Consider the following 21,281-nt stretch of genomic DNA (forward strand, 5'->3'; position numbering starts at 1 on the left):
GCGGCGCAAAATCAAGCGCGCCGGCTGGGACAATGCCTTCCTCATGGCAGCCCTCAGCCATATGCGATAGCCCTGCCCCTCCAGGGTAGGGTCGCACCACACCTCACGTCGCCTCCGCTTCCACGTCCGCAGGCGCAGCATGCGCCGGCTCCACCGGCATCGGCACGATCTCGTACCGCGCCGGCAGATTCACCGGCCGATAGTCGGCCATCTCGTCCATCCGCTTCACCACGCTCTCATGCACATGCGCGCCGTCAGGGATGAGGCGCGGTTCGCAATCGGGGATGTAGAAGCCGAAATGCACGTGTCGTTCGGGCCATTCCTTGTACTTCGCGCTCTTCGGCACATATTCCAGCACGCGCCAGGCCGCATTCATGGAATCGTGCAAGCCCCCCGGCGTCCCCGGCTTGCCCACACAACTCGGCGCGACATAGCTGAACGGCGAGTTCTTGCGCTGGATGCCCCAGGCGAGCTGGTTCACGGTGCGCGGATTGAAGTTGAGCCCCGCTTTCGCCGCCTCGTCGATCATCCACAGCAGCGGATACTTTGACGCGCCGCTCTCGCTCTCCTTGTAGCCGCCGCCGACGTCGCAGTGCACGCCCGCGAACCACACCTGCAAGATGTCCTGCGGCGCCTTCTTGTCGTCGGGCACGAAGCGGTTGCTCCAGTACTCCTGCGGCTCCTTCCACTCCTTGAGGCGGAACATGCAGCGCCGCTCGTCGATCGAGATCGCCTGCCGCAAGATTTTGACGCTCGGGTTGCGCAGCGTGAAGGCGAGCTCCTCGAAACTTGGCAAATAGAAGCGGTCGGCGCGCGGCACGATCACGCTCGCCACCGTGTCCCAGACGCCGACGAAGCGGATCGTCGGCCAGCGCGAGGAGGTGATGCGCGCGAACTGCGCGGCGAGATCGAAGCGGTCCTTCGGCAGCGGCCCGTCTTCGTCCGAGCCGGCATCGGTGAGGTCGGCGATGTCGTTGCCGCGCCCGCTGCCTGAATATTGCTTGTAGGAGATCAGCCCGGAACCTGCGAGGTTCGCCTGCTCCGGCGAGATCAGCCCCACCTTGTGGATCAGCCCCGCCAGCACCCGCACCGTATAGGCGCCGCGCGAAAAACCGAACAGATAGATCTGGTCGCCATGCTCATAATGCTCGACCAGGAAGCGGTAGGCCGAGAGCACGTTGTCGTCGAGCCCGTAGCCGGTGGCGAGTCCCAGCACCAAATTGATGTCGGCCTTCCAGCGGTTCCACGTCGAAGGCTCCGTCACCGTGCCGACGCCGGGATCGTAGAACACCATCTGCCGCGGCTGCGTCTTGTCGGTCTTGCGCAGGCAGCGATAGAGCTTCAGGACGTTGGAGATGTTCTCTGAGATCTCGTTGCCGGTGCCGTCACAGCAGATGATGATGTTTTTGGGGTTCCGGTCCACGGCTGCGATCCTCCGGTGATGCTACCGGGGCGAGTATAGCGGAAGCGCGGCCCCATTTCCGCATCGCTGTTGAAATTAACCACTTGTTAACCATGCGGTCGCCTAATGTGACGATTGGGGGATCACCATGTCGGCCCATGTGACGCGACCGAAGCTGATGCCTGTTTCAACCGATCCGGCCTTTCGTTCGCTCGCCGGGCTGGCGGTTCGCGCCAAGGCCGTCTTACACAGCAAAACGGCTGTCCTACGGAGCAAAGCCATGTTCGGAAAGGACGACTTAGTGGACAATCTCAGCCGCGATCTCGATCGCGCGCGCGGAAGGCGCGATGCCCTTGCATCCGAAGCCACGACCCTGACAGCTCAGATCGCCGAAATCGAAGCCCGCCTCGCGGAGGTGAAGACCAGGCGCGAGCGGGAGCGCGTCCTGGGCGAAATCGAAGCGATGAAGACGCGAATCAAGCAAGCGGCGTGCGCGTTTGCACCCGTCGTCGATGGTCTCTGCAAGGCGATCGAGCCGGCCACGGCAGTCGTGCCCGAGGCTCGCGAGCTCAATAGTTTCCTGGTGTCGGTGGCGAGCGAAGTCGACAGCGTGCTCGATCCCCTGTTGCGCGAGCTGGATCAGCGCGCGGATGCGGTGCGAGCCGGCCACGCCGCACTGGACATCCCGAGCTCGGTCGTTGAAGCGCCCATCGAACCGCCAAAAGACAGCAACGATCGCCTGCTTCGTTTTCCGTCGTGGCTGTCCCGCGACAAGGAGGCGGAAAAAAAGCAGCCAGCGGAGAACCCGCGCAGCACGGCCGCGTGAATCCAATTGTCGTCCCGGCGAAGGCCGGGACCCATACCCACAGGGAGAAGTTGTGGCGCGAGACTCCCACTCCGAGTCTTCGCAAAACTACTCCCTGTGGGTATGGGTCCCGGATCTGCGCTCGCTTTGCTCGCTTGTCCGGGACGACGACCGAATTTATTCGCCTGGAGAGTTGTTGTTTTGCTCCGTCATTCCGGGGCGCGCCTCTTGGCGCGAGCTACGATGCGCAATTGCGCATCTGAGAATCCATTGCTCAACAGTCACTGCGGCCCGATGGATCCCACAATGCGCAATTGCGCATTGGGGCTCGCGACTTCGTCGCGCCCCGGGATGACGACCTGTTGTTGGGCTCGCCGCTCAGCTCGCCGTGCGGCGCAGGAAGGCCGGGATATCGAGCAGGTCTTCGTCGATCGCATTGTGCGGTGAGGAGCGGCCGTAGGGATCGAGCGGCGGAGGAGCCGCCTGGCGCGCATATTGCTGATTCGGCCTTGCGGGTTGGTTCGCGGGCTGGCGGGCTTCGGGGCTGAGCGGCGGGCTTTCCGCTTGCGGAACGGGCGCACTGCGCTCGATGCGATCGGCGATGCGGCGGCCGTCGTTACGCAGCCTGCCGGCGAGCTGCGTGAGTGCGCTTTCCACCGGTTGCGCCTGCAGCGCCGGGTCGACATTGTCGATCCCGGTCGCCACGACAGAGACGCGGACGATGCCTTCGAGGCTTTCATCAAAGGACGCGCCGACGATGATGTTGGCGTCCGGATCGGCCTCGTCGCGAATCCGGGTCGCGGCTTCGTCGACCTCGTACAGCATGAGATCCCTGCCGCCGGTGATGGAGATGATGAGGCCACTGGCGCGCTTGATCGAGGGGTTCTCGATCAATGGATTGGAAATGGCGGCGACGGCGGCGGCGAGCACGCGCTTCTCGCCGGAAGCCTCGCCCCGTCCCATCATGGCCTTGCCCTTCTCCTTCATGACGGAGAGAACGTCGGCAAAATCGAGATTGATCAGGCCTTCCTTGACGATGAGGTCGCTGATGCAGGCCACGCCCGAATAAAGCACCTGGTCGGCCAGGGCGAAGGCATCGGCGAATGTGGTCTTTTCGCTCGCCACCCGGAACAGGTTCTGGTTCGGGATGATCAAGAGGGTGTCGACGGACTTCAAGAGCTCCTCGATGCCGGCTTCGGCAAAGCGCATGCGGCGCTGGCCCTCGAAGTAGAACGGCTTGGTGACCACGCCGATCGTGAGAATGCCGAGCTCGCGCGCGGTCCTGGCGACGATGGGCGCGGCCCCGGTGCCGGTCCCGCCGCCCATGCCGGCCGTCACGAACACCATGTGTGCCCCTCGCAGATGATCGCGGATCGTATCGATGGCCTCTTCGGCTGCGGCGCGTCCCAGTTCGGGCTGCGAGCCGGCGCCAAGGCCTGCGGTCACGTTGGTGCCGAGCTGGATGAGTCGCTCTGCCTTCGACGTGGTCAGCGCCTGCGCGTCGGTATTGGCGACGACGAAGTCGACCCCCTGCAGTCCGGCCGTGATCATGTTGTTGACGGCATTGCCGCCGGCGCCGCCGACCCCGAAAACGACGATGCGCGCTTTCATCTCGTGAATATCGGTGATGCCAGTCATTGTTCCCTCGCGGTTGCTCCGGCAAGCCGGGGATTTGAGATATGGTCCGAGCGTTACCTGCGGGCCGCGCGGTCGGCGCCCACGATCGCCGCGGCCAGATGTCCCAATCGCAGCGCGGCCTGTCCCGCGACCGAGCCGCGACCGGTCCGCAGCGCCGCAACCTCCTCTTCCAATCGTGCCACCCACGCATTGGCTGCCGTCGTCTCGGCAGCCGCCTGCTTGAGCTCGACGTCGAGGCGATCGGCGCGCTCCCGCTCGCGCTCGAAATCCGCTCTCGCGTCGGCAGCCATGGCTTCGAGCCGCGCGATCTCCGCCTTGAAGGCCTCGACCTCTGATGCGTTTTCGAGCGAAGTGGATACCGGTTCGCGCAAGGAAAACGCGTCGAAATAATGATCTAGAACCCCGTTCCATCGGAGCGGCAATGGCTCTGATGCCTCGGTCTTTGCCAGGGAGGCGGCGATGTGGTTTGCCCCGCCGCCACGCCGTGGGCGGGGCGTATACCGGAGTTCGGAGAAATCAACGCTCACCAGGGCTTTGCCGTCATCCGACCGCGAGCGCGGCAACCCGCGTCGTCTGGCAAGCGCACGAGCGGCCTCGCGCGAGATCTTGAGGCGGGCACCGAGATCGGCATACGTCAGCAACTCAACGCACATCGGCACTTCTCCTGGAGCGAACCGGGGAGGCATTTCGGGCTAGTGATGACTGGACGATGACGAGAGGCTAGGATGCGTTGGTTAACGGACGGTTAACGCGCGGGCGCGGCTTGCGCTTTTGCTCAGTCGCGTCTTTTCCGGCTGCAGCCCGGTCATTCCGCTTCACCCGGGATCGCCGACATGGGAGGCGGCCATCCGAGATCGGGTTCATTCACGAAGTATAGAAGCCAGTCGTCGATTATCTCGTCGGGGCCAACCAGTGAGACTCTCTTTGACGAGCGCAAGCAAGGCCATGACAAATTCTCTGGCAAAGGAGCGTTGGGCTAGTTGATCCGCAAAGTTCGATACTCCTTGGAGTAAGCGGGGCCGACAACGAACGGCGACCCTTCCAGTTTCGGGTCAAGCATAGATGTGGTCAGGATGACCTGGTGCTCAGTTCTTGAGTTGATGCTGGCACTGCAGATCAACTGCTGAAAATTCCAACTTCTTTGCGGAATCATTCCTTTGTCTTCGATGTTGTCAAACATCATAAATCTAGGAAGCAGGAACTGATTGTCTTGAAGTGACGCAACTAGGAGACCGAGATGAAAGCTGTTCTTCAGAATGACCAAACTACTCGCGGCAAAGTTTGACTTGCCGTCGACCGACAAGGAGTCATTACCAAACGAAAAGCTGAAGCTACTGGCGTCAACGAAAGCGTCTTGATCGCCAGTGTCGTTATGAAGAAGTTCCAGGACATTCCGCGCGATGAGGGAGTATGCCGTTCGTTTGCGCTTATCCTGAGCTGCCAAAATTGCCTTTATCTCATCTCTGATTTTCGAGATTCTTTCGTTTAGGTCCCGTTTCTCGTCCGACATTGAACTGATCTTGGAGACGAGATCCAAACGTTGGCTTATCGTTTCAATCCGCGAATCGATGAAGCCAATTCGGCGATTAATATTTGCGATTGCGGTATCGCGAGAGCTCATGGGGGCGCTGGAAAGCGCATCGTAAGCTGCTGCCTTCGAAGAATGCTCTCGCCGGATCGAGCCAAGTGCTTTTAGGTTGAGCGCCAACGCTTCCTGACGTTGTTCCTGCAATTGCCTAGACTCACGTAATTGCATTTGTATGTCGATTTTAACGGCTAGACCCCTGGAGGCGCGCTCAGAATCATCAAGGGCGGTCTTACACAAATGACAATGGCTTGGATCATCCGCATCGTTTGTGGGTGAAAAGCATGCTGGGCAATACTTGAAATGAATGCCGCCAAGTTGCTCGTAGGTGAGCGCAGCTTTCTCGATATCTTCCAGCATGCGTTCAAGGTGACCAATGAACTTGTTGCTGTCAGTGATTTCGAATTCTATTGTGTTGATCTCGAGCTCAAGTGACTGCATCTTCTCTAAGAGGCGCGCAACTTCTTCGAGTGCTCGCCGCCGCGCAAGTTCGCGAGACTTTGTATCTTCGGTGCTCCCAAAGTCTGACCGAGCTATTCGTTCAAGTTCGGCATATCTCTCGATGCGCTCTTTCGTAAGATCATCTAGTTCTTTTTCGATTGCCTCTCTGGCTAGTGGCGTGTCGAGGTCGCCGCCCACCAATGAAAATATGCTCTTTAGCTCTGAACTGAGGTCGTCAAATTTCTTCTCTAAATCACGCAACACGACTTGCTTTTCATAGAGATTGAATTCGCCGACGCCGCAAAGGAAATCGCCGATAGCTTGCTTCAGAATTGGAGGGTCAAAGTTCTCAAAGCGAAAGATGCGTTGCACCGGGGTCATTTGATCCGAGTAGAGCAGCCGGAGGACTTGGTGCATAGTTATGCTGCTGCCTTCTGGGCTGGAAGCCTCGGGCATCGCTAGGGATCGAAATAGGATCTGCGAAAACGATTCTCTTTTCTCTTGTCGAGCATATGGGAATATCTGCCAGCCCTCGGCGACGGATCGAGTTGCAGTCTCCAGTGGACCAAAGAAGATGTGCAGCGGACGAGCGTGGTCTGAGGAAATCTCGCGTCTAAGCGTCACAGTCGCATCATTGAGCGTCACTTCTGCTACGACAGTGTCGCACAGGGCTGCATACTCTTTCCATTCTTGAATTGTTGGACCTAGGACCTCTCCTCCCAAGACATGGAAAATGAAGTCCATTATCGTTGACTTCCCAGAGCTGTTCGTTCCACGGATGATGTTCACGCCAGTGTGGAAACGCTCGTCGTAGGCAGTCTTTCCCTTGCGAAATACAACTAAGCGTCGAAGCACCAGCCTTGGTACAAGTTGAATCTTCAATGGCTGGCTCATGGCTGTCTCCGTACGAGACCAGTAAGCAAGCGCAGTCCTCTCGTACCGGCCAAGTCCAGCGCGCCAAATTCGTTCAAAAGGAAGTGCATGAAGCGGTACTCGATCTCGTTGGTCTCATGCAAACTTGCGCGTAGTACATCCGGAACCGCGTTCACTATCAGCATGGCCTGGCCGGAAAGGTACTTGCTGCGAGAGAGCAATCCCTTGGCCACTAGGTTGGTGCCAGCCACCTTTTGAAAGATCGCCAACTCTCGATAGAGACTCTTTTCACTAGGGAGCTGAACGAACTGGTCCGCCGGACGTTCGATTTTGACAGAACGAAATACTCGGCGAACCTCGGCTGGCATTGAAGTCCTATGAAGTAGGACTGGGTAGAGTAGATAGAAGTCTAGAATCCACAGCTTCTCGATCGTTAGCGCGTGATCGTTTTGAAATGTTAGAAGCCGCAAGAAGCGGAAAGTGCAGTGATACGCGTCAAAAGATGGATGCCAAAGACGAAGCGTTCTTGTCGTTGTCATGGCGACCACCGGATGTGGCAGATGCCGGTCAGGTAGTAGATCATTCGATCCAGAACGACGTGATTTACGAGCGCGTCGTCTTTGTGGGCTTCAATGATCGGGTCGCTGATCCAAGCCTTGATCAGTGCCGCAGTCTCCGCCGCCGACGCTCCATTCACGATTGCAGGATAAACGTGCGAATTGAATCGTGAATCGACCTCGGCGAGAAGCTTGATGTAGCGTTGGGTGGATGATGATTGCAGTTGGTTTCGGGCGAAACTCTTTGCAAATTCCTCCTTCAGGCGGATGGCGCGAGGTATTTCGTGTGCCTTACCTCCCAGGCGCAACTTTTCCGCCAAATCGAGGCGGGGCTCCTTTGCCGTAGTGTAGTTCTCGAATTCGTCGGCTAGGGCGACGTAGGAATCATCTTGGTCAAGATGTCCGGAATGTTTGGCCGATAGAATCTTGGATGCTAGAGCCGCCACAGGCCTTGGTGCATCCCCGATTAGGTCGCTAATGAACTTTCTTGCTCCGGCATATATGGGAGATTGCTTCGAGGGCGGCTTACAAATTTCCGCATGGTTGCCGTTGAACTCAATCGTAACGCAACCAGCAACTCCAGGGTTGGCGCTCGCCTTATCTACGATGACGTTGCCGAGATATGGCCTCGTCTCGCAGTAGGCGTGAGTGGCAAGACCACGCGAAACCGCATTTTGCTGGTACCAATCGTTTAACCCGAGGAGGTTCGGATCGTTTGCCGAAATCTGAGCTGTTGCCTTTGAGACAAACGGGAACTTCGCGGCGATGCTTGCGATCGATGCCCCCGTGTGAGGCGTGGCAAGGAAGAGCACACCTCTTGCATTAGCAGCGATGAGCTCCCAGTCGGGCTTATGAAGCTCCACCGCTGTTCGTAGAAGCTGCTTTACCAACAACCCGCCAAGACTATGCGCTACAAAAACGATAGGCCGGGTTCCTATGGAATGTGTAGCGAGCAGGTCCAAAACCTGTTTAGCCTGATCGCTGATAACGAGCGCACCATTTGCGCTGCCAAACATCGATGCTGGATATTCGAGCATCCAGAGTTCAGTTGTGGTCAGGTCCTCAAATATCCATAGTGGCCAAAAGGCATCCGGCCCAGCGGACCATGTCTCTCTTCCGTCACCGCCCAATCCGTGTACGAAAATGACGTCGGCAGTGACGTGTGGCCGAGTAACCTCGGCGACACGATGCAATTGTAGTTGCTGCACCTTCCTCCCCCCGAACCCCGAACCCTAGACCTCGACCGGTGCAACGTCCAGTAGAGGCCTCTGCAATTTTGGCGCGATAGCGCGGTGGTAAAATTCGACTGATCAACAAAAACGGCCGGATCTTCCGACCCGGCCGTCACGCAAAACTCTACTCTTAAGCCTACGCGACGCTTACGCGTGCCCCCGGCCCCAGCTCGAAAATTCTCTTAGCTCGCCTTCTTGGCGGGCGCGGTGTCGCCGACCTTCTTCTGGATGGCGCGCTTCAATTCCAGCGCGCGCGGCGACAGCGCATCGGCGTTGGCCTTGAGCAGGAAGGCGTCGAGGCCGCCATTGTGGTCGACGCTCTTGACCGCGTTGGTGGAGACGCGCAGGCGCACGTTGCGCTCCAGGGCTTCGCTGATGAACGTCACGTTGACGAGGTTCGGCAGGAAGCGGCGCTTGGTCTTGATGTTGGAGTGGCTGACCTTGTGGCCGACGAGGGGGCCCTTGGCCGTCAGTTCGCAGCGGCGAGACATCTCGAAAATCCTTGTCCTTCCCCCAAGTCATTGCGGCGGCCATCGGGGCGCCACGGGGGTCCTAAATCTGTGTCCTTGTGGGAGCGGCGGACGTATAGGGGGGAAGGGGCGGGTAGTCAAGGCGAAGGGCCGGTTTCGGCCCGTAGTTCCGGGGCGGGCGACAGCCCGAGCCCGGAAACTCGCGCCGCAAATTCAGGGGTTTGGGCCGGCGGAGGTGCGCTCCCTCTCCCGCTTGCGGGGGAGGGGTGGGGAGGGGGTGCCTCCGCGGGCGAGGACCCCTCGGGGGAGAGAACCCTCACCCGCGCCTTCGGCGCGACCTCTCCCGCAAGCGGGAGAGGTGTTCTTCGCTACTGCCAGAGGGCCCCTCCCATCACATAAACGGCGTATTCCCGGGAGAAGACAACGCCGGTTCCCTTTTGCCCTGTGCAATAGCGTTCCGGCACATTGTTTGCCGCAATTTTTGGCTTAAGTAACAATCAGCTAGCGACCACTGGATTGCGACTGAACGTGACCCTGCCTCAAATCCAATTGCCCCTGCGGCGCTCCTTGCGCCGGCTGGCCCTTTTGGCCCTGTGCGGGCTTGGAGTTGGCTTTGGGTTTTCGGCCGGGATCGCGCCGGCGTCGGCCCAGGGCAAGCTGGAAGCGCAGTATGAGGCGACGCTGTCGGGCATCCCGGTCGGCCGCGGCGCCTGGAATATCGACATCGGCGACGACGTGTTTTCGGCCGCGGCCAGCGGCGGCACCACCGGGCTGCTCAAATCCTTTGCCGGCGGGTCGGGTTCGGGTGCCTCGCAGGGGCGCGTGGTCAACGGCGCGCTGGTGGCAACCGGCTACCAGGCCTCCACCACCACCTCGAAGAAGACCGAAGAGATCCACATCACCCTGGACAAGGGCAATGTGAAGGAATTTGGCATCGTGCCGGAGCCGCCGGTCGATGCCGACCGCATTCCGGTGACGGATGGCCATCGCCGCGGCGTCTGGGATCCGATGACGGCTTCGCTGCTGCGCGTGCCCGGCACCGGCGAGGTCTTGAGCCCGGAGGCCTGCCGCACCGGCGCCGCCGTGTTCGATGGCCGCATGCGCTACGACCTCAAGCTCGATTTCAAGCGCATGGAAAACGTGAAGGCCGAAAAGGGCTATCACGGCCCGGTCGTGGTCTGCGCGCTCTATTTCTCGCCGATCGCCGGCTACATCCCCGATCGCCCCGTGATCAAATACCTCGCCACCCAGCGCAATATCGAGATCGCGTTTGCGCCGGTCGCGGGCACGCGGGTGTTGGTGCCGTTCTGGGTGAAGATTCCGACCCCGCTCGGCCCGGCCATGCTGGAAGCGACAAGCTTCATCACGGCACCGCAGCCGCCCAGGGTGGCGAAGACGCAGTAGCAGCCCACTCTCCCCTGGAGGGGGAGGGTCGGCTGACATTGAGCGCAGCGAAAATGTGAGACGGGTGGGGTGACGGTCCCTCCGCGTCGAACAGTGCCCGAGTTGAGAGATCACCCCACCCCGCTCGCGCTTCGCGCGATCGACCCTCCCCCTCCAGGGGAGGGTAAGAAAAACCCCAATCGATTCAACACCCCTTCTACTTTGCATGGGGTTGTTTTCGATGTTTGGCTCCGAGGCCTCGAAAGTTGGGAATCCATTTGACTCCTCCGCGATTCTGATTCGACTCCGCGCCCTCCCCAGCTTTAAGGATTTCGCCCTGAAAACACCGCTTGTGCGTTGGGCCAAAACTCCATCTAGTGCGCCCAAACACAGGTCCCGCGACATGTTGCGTGAACGTAACAGGAAGCGGAGGGGAGTCAGCGATTCGGCCGCGATTCGTTCTAGAGTCGTTCCGAAGCTTAAGTTGAGCGAAGAAAGCGTCGCAAATTGAAACAGTTGCGCGGGAGTCGGGGAGCCCACCTCTCCCGAAGGGAGAGGTCGGATCGCATCGCGAGATGCGATCCGGGTGAGGGGTTTCGCTCTCTCATGGGACCTGAGCCCCTCACCCGCGCCTTCGGCGCGACCTCTCCCCATGGGAGAGGTGAACAGCACTGACAAACCGCCCCGAGAACGACTAGCTACCAGCAAATGGCCTTCTCTCCCTCTCCCCTCGCTTCCGAGCGCGCGCCAGGCGCCGGCGTCACTGCGGTGCTCGGGCCGACCAACACCGGCAAGACCCATCTCGCGATCGAGCGCATGCTGGCGCATTCGTCCGGGATGATCGGGCTGCCGCTGCGCCTGCTCGCGCGCGAGGTCTACAACAAGATCGCCGATCGCAAGGGCAGCGAGGCCGTCGCGCTGGTCACCGGCGAAGAGAAGATCAAGCCGAAAAACCCGCGCTACTGGGTCTCGACCGTTGAAGCCATGCCGCGCGATCTCGACGTGGCATTCCTCGCTGTCGACGAGGTGCAGATCGCCTCTGATCTCGAGCGTGGCCACGTCTTCACCGACCGCATCCTCAATCGCCGCGGCCGCGACGAGACGTTGCTGTTAGGGGCGGCCACGATGCGCCCCATCGTCGAGCGTCTGTTGCCGGGCGCGTCCATCATCACGCGACCGCGGCTGTCGAGCCTTGAATTTGCCGGCGACCGGAAAATCACGCGCCAGCCGCGGCGCACCGCGATCGTCGCGTTCTCGGCCGATGAGGTCTATGCCATTGCCGAGTTGATCCGCCGCCAGCATGGCGGCGCGGCCGTGGTGCTGGGATCGCTCTCGCCCCGCACACGAAATGCACAAGTGGCGATGTTCCAGAACGGCGACGTCGATTATCTCGTCGCCACCGATGCCGTCGGCATGGGCCTCAATCTCGACGTCGACCACGTCGCCTTTGCCTCCGATCGCAAGTTCGACGGCTACCAGTTCCGACGCCTGACTCCGGCCGAGTTCGCGCAGATCGCGGGCCGCGCGGGGCGCGCCACGCGCAACGGTACATTCGGCACCACGGGCCGCTGCGCGCCGTTCGAGCCCGAGCTCGTGAATGCGCTCCAGAACCACACCTTCGACACCGTGAAGGTGCTGCAATGGCGGAATTCAAAACTCGATTTCGCCTCGCTGGGCGCGCTGCAGGTATCGCTGAACCTCGCCCCCGGGCACGAGGCGTTGACGCGCGCGCCGATCGCCGAGGACATGCGCGTGCTCGATCACGCCGCCCGCGACGGCGAGGTGCGCGACATGGCGCATGGCAAGGCGGCTGTGGAACGGCTGTGGGAGGCCTGCCAGGTCCCCGATTACCGAAAACTGTCGCCGGCGGCCCATGCCGAACTCGTCACCACGCTGTACGGCTTTTTGATGCAAAAGGGCCGCATTCCCGATGCCTGGTTTGCCGCCCAGGTCGACCAGGCCGACCGCACCGATGGCGACATCGACACGCTGTCGGGCCGGATCGCGCAGATCCGCACCTGGACCTTCGTGGCCAACCGGCCGGACTGGCTCGCGGACCCCGAACACTGGCAGGGGATTACGCGGGAGCTGGAAAATAAATTATCGGATGCGCTCCATGAACGGTTGACAGAGCGTTTCGTTGATCGTCGTACCAGTGTATTGATGCGCCGCCTGCGGGAGAACACGAGCTTGAATACTGAAATCGGCAAGACCGGCGAAGTCATCGTCGAAGGCCACGTCATCGGCCGTCTTGATGGATTTACCTTTGCGCCTGATGCCGCCGAAGCCGGCTCGGATGCGAAAGCCTTGCAGGCTGCAGCACAAGCCGTGCTTGCCGGCGAGATCAATGCGCGTGCCGAAAAGCTGGGCGGCGGCGCCGACGAGCAGTTCGTGCTCACCTCCGACGGCACCATCCGTTGGACCGGCGATGCCGTGGCGCGGCTGACGGCCGCAGAGGAGGCGCTGCATCCGCGCATCCGCATCATCTCCGACGAGCGGCTGACGGGAGCGCCGCGCGAAAAAGTGCAGGCGCGGCTCGATCTCTGGCTCAAGACGCATATCGAAAAGCTGCTCGGACCGATGTTCGAGCTCTCCAAGGCCGAGGACGTCACCGGCATTGCGCGCGGCATCGCCTACCAGCTCGTCGAGGCGCTCGGCGTCCTGGAGCGGCAGAAGATCGCGAGCGAGCTGAAGGATCTCGACCAGGCCTCGCGCGCGACGCTGCGCAAATACGGCGTGCGCTTTGGCGCCTATCACATCTACTTCCCGCAGCTCCTGAAGCCTGCCGCGCGCGCGCTCGCAGCCCTGCTCTGGGCGCTGAAGCACGACAATGTCGATCTCTCCGCGCTGTCCGGCGCGCAGCATCTGGCAAGCTCGGGCCGCACCTCGTTCCCGGTCGACAAGACCCTGCCGCGCGATGCCTATCGCGTGCTCGGCTACAAGCAGGCCGGCGAGCGCGCGGTGCGCGTCGACATTCTGGAGCGGCTCGCGGATCTGATCCGCCCGGCGCTGGCCTGGCGCGAGACCTCGCCCGGCGAAAAGCCCGCCGGCGCGTTCGATGGCCGCGGCTTTGTGGTGACGCAGGCGATGACCTCCCTCACGGGTTCCGCCGGCGAAGATTTTGCCTCGGTCTTGCGCGCGCTTGGCTATCGCATGGAGAAGCGCGCCCCGTTGCCGCCGAAGCCTGACGTGACGGAGACCGTTTCGGCGGAAACGCCGCCCGTCGAAGCCAGCGCGGAGACTTCGACCGAGACCGCCGCCGAAGCCGTGGCCGGATTGCCGGCCGAAGACAATGGTGCGCCCGTCGAGGCGGCGGCCGAGCCCGTCACCGTCGAAGACGCGCCGGGCATGGAGCAGGACGCGGAGCCCCACGAGGAACCCGCGCTCGAGGCCTCGCCAGACGCCCCCGTCACGCCCGAGGACGCCCCCGGCATCGCACCGCCGGCTGAGGAGGCTGCGCCCGCTGAAGCCTCCACTGAAGATTCGCCCGCGGTCACTGCGGCGACGGAAGCTGCCGCATCACCCGATGCGGCTGCGCCCGTCGAGGCCACCGCGGAAGCAGCAATCGCCGAGCCGCAACTCGTCGAGGTCTGGCGTCCCGGCGGCCGTCACGAGGATCGCAAGCCGCGCCACGAGCGGCATCGCCACCAGCGCCATCATCATCAGCCGCGTCCGCAGGCTGGCACAGAGGCTGCTGCCGCCGCGCCTGCGGAAGGCGAAGCCGCGCAGGCCGCCGATGGCGAGAAGCGCCATGAGCGTCATCGCCATGGCGGACCACGTAAGGATTTCCGCAAAGACCGTCAGCAGGGCGAAGGCGGCGGCGAGCGTCGCGAACAACGCGACGACAAGAATCGCCGCTTCGAAGGCAAGGACCGCGACAAGGATCGCGATCGCAACAAGGGCAAGTTCGGCGGCGGTGGTGAGCGCGACAAGGGCCGCGAGCATCGTGGCCGCGACCGCGACAAGGGCCGCGACCGGCGCGATCGCGAGTCCGGTCCGTCGCTTCGTCCCTACGCCTCGAGCGCGTCCCCGCGCGAGCGCGACCGTCCGATCGATCCGAATTCGCCCTTCGCAAAGCTAGCCGCGCTGAAAGAACAGCTCGCGGGTCGGAAGGAGTAACCTCCCACGACGACCGAGCGCCAGCGTCTCGACAAATGGCTGTGGCATGCGCGGGTGGTGAAGGCGCGCACGTCGGCTGCCGAGCTGGTCGAGAAAGGCCATGTGCGGGTCAACGGCGTGCGCGAGACCTCGCCCGGGCATGCGATCAAGATCGGCGACGTGCTCACCATCGCGCTCGATCGCGCCGTGCGGGTGATGAAGGTGATCGGCTTCTCCGAGCGGCGCGGCGATGCCAGCGCGGCGCGCGTGCTCTATGAAGAGTTGCAGACGCGCAATTCGTAATTAATTGCGCCTTACGTTCATTTCTTGGCTGGTCAAACGCGGAAACCAGCCATGATGGTACGTTCCCGAGCTTGCGGCGCTGGTCTATCCGCGCTAGGCAAGCCGCGACTTCTAAAAGAGCTTTTCGGAGCGTTGGATGACTTACGTCGTCACTGAAAACTGCATCAAGTGCAAGTACACCGACTGCGTCGAGGTCTGCCCGGTCGACTGCTTCTATGAGGGTGACAACATGTTGGTCATCCATCCTGACGAATGCATCGACTGCGGCGTGTGCGAACCGGAATGCCCGGCCGACGCCATCAAGCCGGACACCGAGCCGGGGCTCGAAAAGTGGCTGGAAGTGAACGCCGAATACGCCAAGAGCTGGCCGAACATCACCCAGAAGAAAGAATCACCCGAAGACGCCAAGGAGTTCGACGGGATGGAGGGCAAGTTCGAGAAATATTTTTCTCCGAACCCCGGCTCAGGCGACTGATCCGCGCCCAAACTTAACCCTAAAAGCGCCGAAAGCGCCGAAAACCAGGCCTGAAGACCCCTAAATCATTGATTTTTGCGGGAAATGTGCTATATTGGGCACATTAAGCAGAACCCCGTCAGCCCCGTTGGCCCCTCTGGGTTCCCGTGAAACCTAATGTCGAACAGGGGCGTGGCAGTTTCCGCGCGCAGGCTGTGTCACAGAAAACGCGTAAAAAGAGTACTTCTGCTAAGGCTTCCCATAAGGAAGCTAAAAAAGCCGCCGCGGTCCGCCGTAGCGCATCCAAGGGCCGTGCCGCCACCAAGGCCACGGCCGCAAAGTCCTCAAAGAACAAAAGAAGCGCAATGCCTAACAAGACTGCCAAACCGGCCGCGAAGGCGACCGTTTCTAAGCCTGCTGCTGCGAAGGCCGCTGTGAAGCCTGCTTCGAAAGCCCCTGTTGCTGCGCCCGCCGCCAAGGCCCCGGTTGCCAAGGCTCCGGCCGCCAAGGCGCCCGTTGCCGCTGCCAAGCCCGCCGTGAAGCCGGCCGCCGCCGCTCCGAAGGTGGAAGAGAAGAAGGTCGTGACCCAGCGCCAGGGGTTCAAGGCCAATGAATTCGTGGTCTATCCCGCTCACGGCGTCGGCCAAATCCTGGCCATCGAGGAGCAGGAGATCGCCGGCGCCAAGCTGGAACTCTTCGTCATCAACTTCATCAAGGACAAGATGACGCTGCGCGTTCCGACCGCCAAGGTCGCCAATGTCGGCATGCGCAAGCTGTCGGAACCTGCGCTGGTCAAGAAGGCGCTGGAGACCCTGAAGGGCCGCGCCCGCGTCAAGCGCACCATGTGGTCGCGCCGTGCCCAGGAATACGAAGCCAAGATCAATTCGGGCGACATCGTCGCGATCGCGGAAGTCGTGCGCGACCTCTATCGCTCCGAATCGCAGCCCGAGCAGTCCTACTCTGAACGCCAGCTCTATGAAGCGGCGCTCGATCGGCTGTCCCGCGAGATCGCGGTGGTGCAGCACTCGACCGAGACCGAAGCGGTCAAGGAGATCGAAGCCCAGCTCGCCAAGAGCCCGCGCCGCGCCGCCAAGGCCGAAGCCGCCGAAGGCGAAGCCGATGCGGACGCCGAGGGCGATGCCGACGATACGGATGGCGACGACACCACGGTCGCGGATGAGGCCGCGTAAGCGGTTCGCACGAGACGAGATCAAAAGCCCGGCCAGATGGCCGGGCTTTTGTGTTTGGCGCGTGATGCGACGGCGATTGAGCTTGATCGGCCTTACTACGCCGCGCGCGCCTGGGTCCAGATCGCGATCGGCCGCTCGAGCCCACGGATGGCTTGCGGATCCAGGGCGATCAATGGCTGAAATGTTTCGGCTGCGCCGCCGAGTTCGGCCCTGGCGCGGCTGACGAGATCGTTGCTTGCCACCAGCGCGCAGTCGAGCGTGCGCGTCAACGCCTCGAGGCGGCTCGCGGCGTTGACGGTCGCGCCGATCACGGCAAATTCCAGACAGGTGTGCCCGATGTCGCCGAGCACCACCGGCCCGTAATGCACGCCAAAGCTGACGCGCATCGGCGGCTCACCGGACGCTCTTCGCTGCTCGTTCCACCGGTCCGCCGCCGCGATCATGGCCTGGGCACAGCGCAACGCGTTGCTGGCATCGCGCGCGCCGGCGAAGGGCGTGCCGAACGTCGCCATCAATCCGTCACCGAGATACTTGTCCAGCGTGCCGTCGTGACGGAAAACCTCCTGCTCCATCAATCCGTGGAATTGGCGCAATGTCCGCACCACTTCCTCCGGCGTGCGTGCATCGGCAAAGGCCGTGAAGCCGACGATGTCCACGAACAGCACCGCGACGTCTTGCGTGCGCACCTGCTTCAGCGGCTCGTCGTGCTTCGACAATTCCGTCACGACGTTGGGTGAGAAGTAGCGTGCAAGATTGCCGCGTTCGCGTTCCACCGCGGCATGCCGGATCAAAAGATCGTTGCTGCGGCGGACCGCGAGCGCCAGCGTCACGGCGACGATCATGAAGACGACGATTTCCTGGATGCGGAGGCCGAATCCGATCTCACTGGGCGAGATCAGCGCGAGCAGCCGGTGATCGTTGCCCACTGCGGCGGCGATACGGGCGGTCAGCGCGGGATCGCGATCGGGCTGCCACCACACCCAGGCCACGCCGATCATCCAGAGTCCGGCGGTCCATGTTCCCATCGCAACCACGGTGCGCCAGGAATAAGCCAGCGTGGTGCCCGAGAGCAGTACGAAGAAGTAGATGAAGTTGCCGAAACGGTACTGCATCGCGACCGGCCAGTGCGCGGTGCCGAAGGGATTCGGAACGACGAGGATGAAAGTCAGCAGTGCCAGGTCGCAGAATATGAGCGCCAGCTCCGGCCGCGACACGCCGACCCGTCCAACCCTGACCTGCGCCCAGCCGATCAATGCGAACAGGCCGAGCAGCGCCACGTAGTAGAGCTGCTCCCATGCCGGGTTGATGGCCGGCAGCAGGCAGGCGATGATTGTGAGCGCGACATAGCGCGCCCGCACGGCCAGTTGCAGGCCCTCCTGCTTGGCGGACGCCAGTGCGGCCTGCGCGAACTCTACGGTTTCGGTCTCGCGCTGGCTGCGCGCGCGCGACAGCGCGGCAGGCAAGTCGAGACGCTCGACGAGCATTGTCACAAGGTGGTCTCCTCGCATGGGCCGTTGCAGCACAGCGACGCCTGTCAGTCGTCGCAACCGACAAGCAGTCTAGTGATGCATGCCCGCGAGGTCATCAGCGCGGATGAGGGATTTCGCAGGGAGTCCCGCGGCTGTGCTTCGCGCAGCCGCGGGCCAACCCACCTTACGATTTCTGTCGATGGACTCAGTGCGAGTCGGTCCATTTGCGCCAATGCGTCGGCTGAATGTTGGCGAGCGCCTCACCGCGACGGTCGACCCAGCTGGCCCCATCCTTGTGGCAAGGAAACGGAACCGCATGGACGATGCCATCAAAGTCCAATGTGCAGATTTCGAGATCGCCGTCAGACGGAGCTGTCGAGGCGGGCTGCCATCCAGTTGATGCGGCATGCATGATCTACCTCCGGCACTGATACGGGGCGAGATGCAGCTTTGGCTCGCGGTGCAGCACCTGCTTGCCCCATTTGCCTGCAATGGCAATCATAGCATGAGAGACGCCGCGTTGAATGTGAACGGCTTCGCATTGCTGCGGCCAAACGCCCATCCGGTTGGAGTTCGTTCCGGTAGCTGTTTCAGGCCGCTGCCCGGAACAAGCGCCACTCATTTGGCACTCCCTTGAGCGTGTAGGTGCCGTATTCCTCCAAAACCAGCCCGGAGCCCGCCACGAGATCGCGTACCGTCTGCGAGACCAGCACCTCACCCGGCGCGGCGATGGCCGCGACGCGCGCGCCGGTATGCACGGCGATTCCGGCAATGTCGTTGCCGACGAGCTCGCATTCGCCGGTATGAAGGCCGCACCGGACCTCGAGATCGAGCGCGCGTACGCGGTCGCGGATGGCGCTGGCACAGCGCACCGCCCGCGCCGGCCCGTCGAAGGTGGCGAGGAAGCCGTCACCAGATGTGCTGATTTCACGGCCCCGATATTGAAGCAGGATTTCATGCACCCGGGCATAGAACGCCTCGAGCAACTCCCGCCAGGATTTGTCGCCAAGCATCGCCGCTCGGGCGGTCGAACCTGCAATATCCGCAAACAGCACGGTCGCGAGCACCCGTTCCGGGTCATGGGCAGGCCGCCTCCCGGTCAGGAACTGCTCGACCTCGTCGAGAATTGCATCCTGATCGCCGAACCAGGGGACGTGGTCCTCGCCTGGAAGTTCGACCAGCTTGGCGCCGGGGATGTGCCGGGCCATGTAGCGCGCATGCTCGACGTCGAGAACGTGCTCTGCGGTGCGATGGAGGATGAGCGTTGGTACACGCGTCGCGGGCAGGATGTGGCGTACGTCGATCTCGCGGTTCATGTTCATGATCGCGACTGCTGCGCCCGGACTTGCCGATGCCCTGAAATACGCAGCCATATCCTCCTGGGCATGGGCATCACCGGCGATGCTGGGGGCCCACATCGTGGCGCTGACGCCTTGCGGGGTCCCCCAATGATGCCTGAAATTGTCGAGAACGCGCGTCCACTGTTCGTCCTTCCAGCCGAACGGATAATCGGGTGACCAGGAACGCTTGGCGTAGCAGCCGTACAGAACCAGTGCCGAGGTTCGTTCGGGATAGGTGGCGGCGTACAGCAAGGACATCGGCCCGCCCTCGGAAATGCCGAACAGGGCTGCGCGATCGGAGCCGACTTCGTTCAAGACGGCCTGCACATCATGCATGCGCTGTTCGAGAGTAAAGATCTGAGAGCCGCGGTCGGACATTCCGGTGCCACGCTTGTCAAACAGGATGACGCGGCAGAATGACGCGAGCCGGCGAAAAAATCGGCTTCGATGCGACGATTGCCACATGGCCTCGACATTGGACACAAAGCCCGGCACGAACGTCAGATCGAGCGGCCCGTCGCCCACGACCTGATAGGCGATATATACGTCATCGCTCTTGACGTAGCGGGTCGAGGGGACTTCAACCATTGCTCCTGTCCTTCGAAAAGGCGGGCATCACTCGTGATTGATCGAGTTGCCATTCGCCGCTTCGATGCGGCTGCTGACGATCTGAAGGTAGCGACTGTCGGCGTCGCTGACAACGCAACAAAAGCTCGCAGTGGCGGCCCGCAAAATGCGGCGCACGGTACGCCACGTCTGCCCGACGGATCGAGGACAGCTAGTAGCCTTTGTCACAGCAGTAGCTTCAGGTCCGGAAAGGACGATGACCGGAAGTCGGAGCGTCCTCGATTGAAGTCAGATGTGTACGCTGCTACGTTTCAGTCCTTGCACATCCGAAGTGAGCGCGCCCTGTGAGCGAAGCGGGCGCGTCGTATTGATCTGCCGCCATTTTGGCCGCAGACGTGGTCGGTTGGAGCCGGCTTATGCGAGCGGGTGAAGCAACCGCAATGGCGACATTGAAGGGCCCATCGTGAGGAGCTGCGCTCTCAAAGAGTAGCGTCACGAGTTAGGGAAGGATCGCAGGATGGCTCATCAATGGCTATTCAAGAGCGAGACTTACGATAACTGCAATTGCGCTATGAATTGCGGTTGCCAGTTCAACTTGCCGAGCACCCACGGCTATTGTCAGTCGGCCTTTGTCGGCACCATCGTTGAAGGCCATTTCGACGATACGCCGATCGCAGGCCTGAACTGGGCGGGACTGTACAAGTGGCCCGGCGAAATCAAGGACGGAAACGGCCGGCGCCAGATCGTCATCGACGAGCGTGCGGATGAGGCTCAACGGATCGCGCTTGAGACGATCATTTCGGGTAAGGCATGCTCACCGTTGAGCAATCTCTTCTCCGTATTCGCGTCTACATGCTCGGTCTCCTGCGAGACATTGTTCCTGCCGATTCATCTCGAAGCGGACTTGGAGCTCAGGAATGCCAGGGTAGAGATACCCGGCCTCATGCGGAGCATCGGCAGGCCGATGATCAATGAGTTTACCGGTCAACCATTCCACATTGCGCTGGCGCGTCCCAGTGGCAGTTTCGAGTTTACCTACGCAGAGATCGGACTAGGTACGACCTCCGTCACGGGAGATGTGGAGATGGCGTTCGAAGATTCATGGGCGCATTTTTGCGTTCACCACTTCGATCAGGATGGCATGGTCCGGGAAAGATCAAGGCTCACCGCATGGCTCGGGCGCATGACCCCGCACTCCGGGGAATGACGGCAACGGATCATTCGCGCTGATGTCGCCCCATCTGCGTGTGTCCGCTCTGCGGGCCGGCCTCGGAATGTAGCAGGCTTCGTAGGGTGGGTTAGCCGAAGGCGTAACCCACCGCTTCTCTCACCCGTGGCATGGTGGGTTACGCCTTCCACCTTCGCTCGTTGAAGCACCGCACATGTGGTCGGCTAACTGTGGAATCTCAAGAGGTCGTTCTCCGGGAGGGCGAGGCGGCTGATCGGTGGTTTGGCGTGCAGGCTGCCGTGCGAG

16 protein-coding genes and 1 pseudogene are annotated in these 21,281 nt (G+C 61.7%); 7 read left to right on the forward strand and 10 right to left on the reverse strand.

Annotated elements, in window-relative coordinates; genetic code table 11:
* Positions 1-103 precede the first annotated feature (103 nt).
* Positions 104-1,423, reverse strand: a complete 1,320-nt coding sequence (locus JQ632_RS36735; RefSeq protein WP_312015705.1) for a DUF2235 domain-containing protein — start codon at positions 1,421-1,423, stop codon at positions 104-106.
* 127 nt (positions 1,424-1,550) lie between these two features.
* Between JQ632_RS36735 and JQ632_RS36740 the strand changes: the two genes are divergently transcribed.
* Positions 1,551-2,228: a hypothetical protein gene (locus JQ632_RS36740; protein ID WP_212407601.1), complete on the forward strand. Its 678-nt coding sequence runs from the start codon at positions 1,551-1,553 to the stop codon at positions 2,226-2,228.
* Between the two features lie 357 nt (positions 2,229-2,585).
* Here the strand turns inward: JQ632_RS36740 and ftsZ are convergent, their stop codons facing one another.
* The 6 genes from ftsZ to rpmB form a co-directional block, all read right to left on the reverse strand.
* On the reverse strand, positions 2,586-3,845 hold the full coding sequence (gene ftsZ / locus JQ632_RS36745) for a cell division protein FtsZ (RefSeq protein WP_212407602.1): 1,260 nt from the start codon (positions 3,843-3,845) through the stop codon (positions 2,586-2,588).
* A 53-nt stretch (positions 3,846-3,898) separates the two neighbouring features.
* Positions 3,899-4,486 (reverse strand): hypothetical protein, encoded by a 588-nt coding sequence (locus JQ632_RS36750; RefSeq protein WP_249152801.1) that lies wholly within the window; start codon positions 4,484-4,486, stop codon positions 3,899-3,901.
* A 335-nt stretch (positions 4,487-4,821) separates the two neighbouring features.
* Positions 4,822-6,765: an ATP-binding protein gene (locus JQ632_RS36755; protein WP_212407603.1), complete on the reverse strand. Its 1,944-nt coding sequence runs from the start codon at positions 6,763-6,765 to the stop codon at positions 4,822-4,824.
* Positions 6,762-7,283, reverse strand: coding sequence for an ABC-three component system middle component 5 (locus JQ632_RS36760; protein ID WP_312015706.1), 522 nt, complete (start codon positions 7,281-7,283; stop codon positions 6,762-6,764). The genes JQ632_RS36755 and JQ632_RS36760 overlap by 4 nt, the downstream gene beginning before the upstream one ends.
* Entirely contained in the window at positions 7,280-8,509 is a 1,230-nt protein-coding gene (locus tag JQ632_RS36765; protein WP_212407605.1) for an ABC-three component system protein, read from the reverse strand. The genes JQ632_RS36760 and JQ632_RS36765 overlap by 4 nt, the downstream gene beginning before the upstream one ends.
* 206 nt (positions 8,510-8,715) lie before the next feature.
* Positions 8,716-9,024 carry a 50S ribosomal protein L28 gene (gene rpmB / locus JQ632_RS36770; protein ID WP_092220416.1) on the reverse strand — a complete coding sequence of 103 codons (309 nt, stop codon included), beginning with the start codon at positions 9,022-9,024 and terminating at the stop codon, positions 8,716-8,718.
* 570 nt (positions 9,025-9,594) lie between these two features.
* Here rpmB and JQ632_RS36775 point away from each other — a divergent pair.
* From JQ632_RS36775 to JQ632_RS36795, 5 genes and pseudogenes are all read left to right on the forward strand, one after another.
* Positions 9,595-10,407: a DUF3108 domain-containing protein gene (locus JQ632_RS36775; protein WP_409363537.1), complete on the forward strand. Its 813-nt coding sequence runs from the start codon at positions 9,595-9,597 to the stop codon at positions 10,405-10,407.
* Positions 10,408-11,094: 687 nt separating this feature from the next.
* Positions 11,095-14,505 carry a helicase-related protein gene (locus tag JQ632_RS36780; protein WP_212407606.1) on the forward strand — a complete coding sequence of 1,137 codons (3,411 nt, stop codon included), beginning with the start codon at positions 11,095-11,097 and terminating at the stop codon, positions 14,503-14,505.
* 15 nt (positions 14,506-14,520) lie between these two features.
* A pseudogene (locus tag JQ632_RS36785) lies at positions 14,521-14,787 on the forward strand (RNA-binding S4 domain-containing protein); the annotation flags it as partial.
* 136 nt (positions 14,788-14,923) lie between these two features.
* A complete protein-coding gene (gene fdxA, locus JQ632_RS36790) occupies positions 14,924-15,262 on the forward strand; it encodes a ferredoxin FdxA (RefSeq protein ID WP_212407607.1) in 339 nt (112 codons plus the stop codon).
* A 344-nt stretch (positions 15,263-15,606) separates the two neighbouring features.
* Positions 15,607-16,431, forward strand: coding sequence for a CarD family transcriptional regulator (locus tag JQ632_RS36795; RefSeq protein ID WP_212407608.1), 825 nt, complete (start codon positions 15,607-15,609; stop codon positions 16,429-16,431).
* Positions 16,432-16,526: 95 nt separating this feature from the next.
* Here JQ632_RS36795 and JQ632_RS36800 read toward each other — a convergent pair whose 3' ends face one another.
* The 3 genes from JQ632_RS36800 to JQ632_RS36810 all read right to left on the reverse strand — a co-directional run bounded on the left by JQ632_RS36800 (position 16,527) and on the right by JQ632_RS36810 (position 19,828).
* A complete protein-coding gene (locus tag JQ632_RS36800) occupies positions 16,527-17,915 on the reverse strand; it encodes an adenylate/guanylate cyclase domain-containing protein (protein WP_249152804.1) in 1,389 nt (462 codons plus the stop codon).
* A 190-nt stretch (positions 17,916-18,105) separates the two neighbouring features.
* Entirely contained in the window at positions 18,106-18,312 is a 207-nt protein-coding gene (locus JQ632_RS36805) for a hypothetical protein (protein WP_212407610.1), read from the reverse strand.
* A gap of 178 nt (positions 18,313-18,490) precedes the next feature.
* Positions 18,491-19,828, reverse strand: coding sequence for an adenylate/guanylate cyclase domain-containing protein (locus JQ632_RS36810; protein ID WP_212407611.1), 1,338 nt, complete (start codon positions 19,826-19,828; stop codon positions 18,491-18,493).
* 496 nt (positions 19,829-20,324) lie between these two features.
* Here JQ632_RS36810 and JQ632_RS36815 point away from each other — a divergent pair, with 496 nt between their 5' ends.
* Complete coding sequence (locus tag JQ632_RS36815; protein ID WP_212407612.1) at positions 20,325-21,014, forward strand: DUF1326 domain-containing protein; 690 nt, start codon at positions 20,325-20,327, stop codon at positions 21,012-21,014.
* The last annotated feature ends 267 nt before the right edge of the window (positions 21,015-21,281 follow it).

It is taken from the genome of Bradyrhizobium liaoningense (assembly GCF_018130955.1).
In the GTDB taxonomy this organism is placed as follows: Bacteria; Pseudomonadota; Alphaproteobacteria; order Rhizobiales; family Xanthobacteraceae; genus Bradyrhizobium; species Bradyrhizobium liaoningense_C.

Coding starts and splice junctions, on each gene's coding strand:
- JQ632_RS36810 (WP_212407611.1), bottom strand. CDS start 19,828: ATGGTTGAAGTCCCCTCGACCCGCTACGTCAAGAGCGATGACGTATAT.
- JQ632_RS36800 (WP_249152804.1), bottom strand. CDS start 17,915: ATGCTCGTCGAGCGTCTCGACTTGCCTGCCGCGCTGTCGCGCGCGCGC.
- JQ632_RS36815 (WP_212407612.1), top strand. CDS start 20,325: ATGGCTCATCAATGGCTATTCAAGAGCGAGACTTACGATAACTGCAAT.
- fdxA (WP_212407607.1), top strand. CDS start 14,924: ATGACTTACGTCGTCACTGAAAACTGCATCAAGTGCAAGTACACCGAC.
- JQ632_RS36760 (WP_312015706.1), bottom strand. CDS start 7,283: ATGACAACGACAAGAACGCTTCGTCTTTGGCATCCATCTTTTGACGCG.
- JQ632_RS36755 (WP_212407603.1), bottom strand. CDS start 6,765: ATGAGCCAGCCATTGAAGATTCAACTTGTACCAAGGCTGGTGCTTCGA.
- JQ632_RS36795 (WP_212407608.1), top strand. CDS start 15,607: ATGCCTAACAAGACTGCCAAACCGGCCGCGAAGGCGACCGTTTCTAAG.
- JQ632_RS36780 (WP_212407606.1), top strand. CDS start 11,095: ATGGCCTTCTCTCCCTCTCCCCTCGCTTCCGAGCGCGCGCCAGGCGCC.
- JQ632_RS36740 (WP_212407601.1), top strand. CDS start 1,551: ATGTCGGCCCATGTGACGCGACCGAAGCTGATGCCTGTTTCAACCGAT.
- JQ632_RS36805 (WP_212407610.1), bottom strand. CDS start 18,312: ATGCATGCCGCATCAACTGGATGGCAGCCCGCCTCGACAGCTCCGTCT.
- rpmB (WP_092220416.1), bottom strand. CDS start 9,024: ATGTCTCGCCGCTGCGAACTGACGGCCAAGGGCCCCCTCGTCGGCCAC.
- ftsZ (WP_212407602.1), bottom strand. CDS start 3,845: ATGACTGGCATCACCGATATTCACGAGATGAAAGCGCGCATCGTCGTT.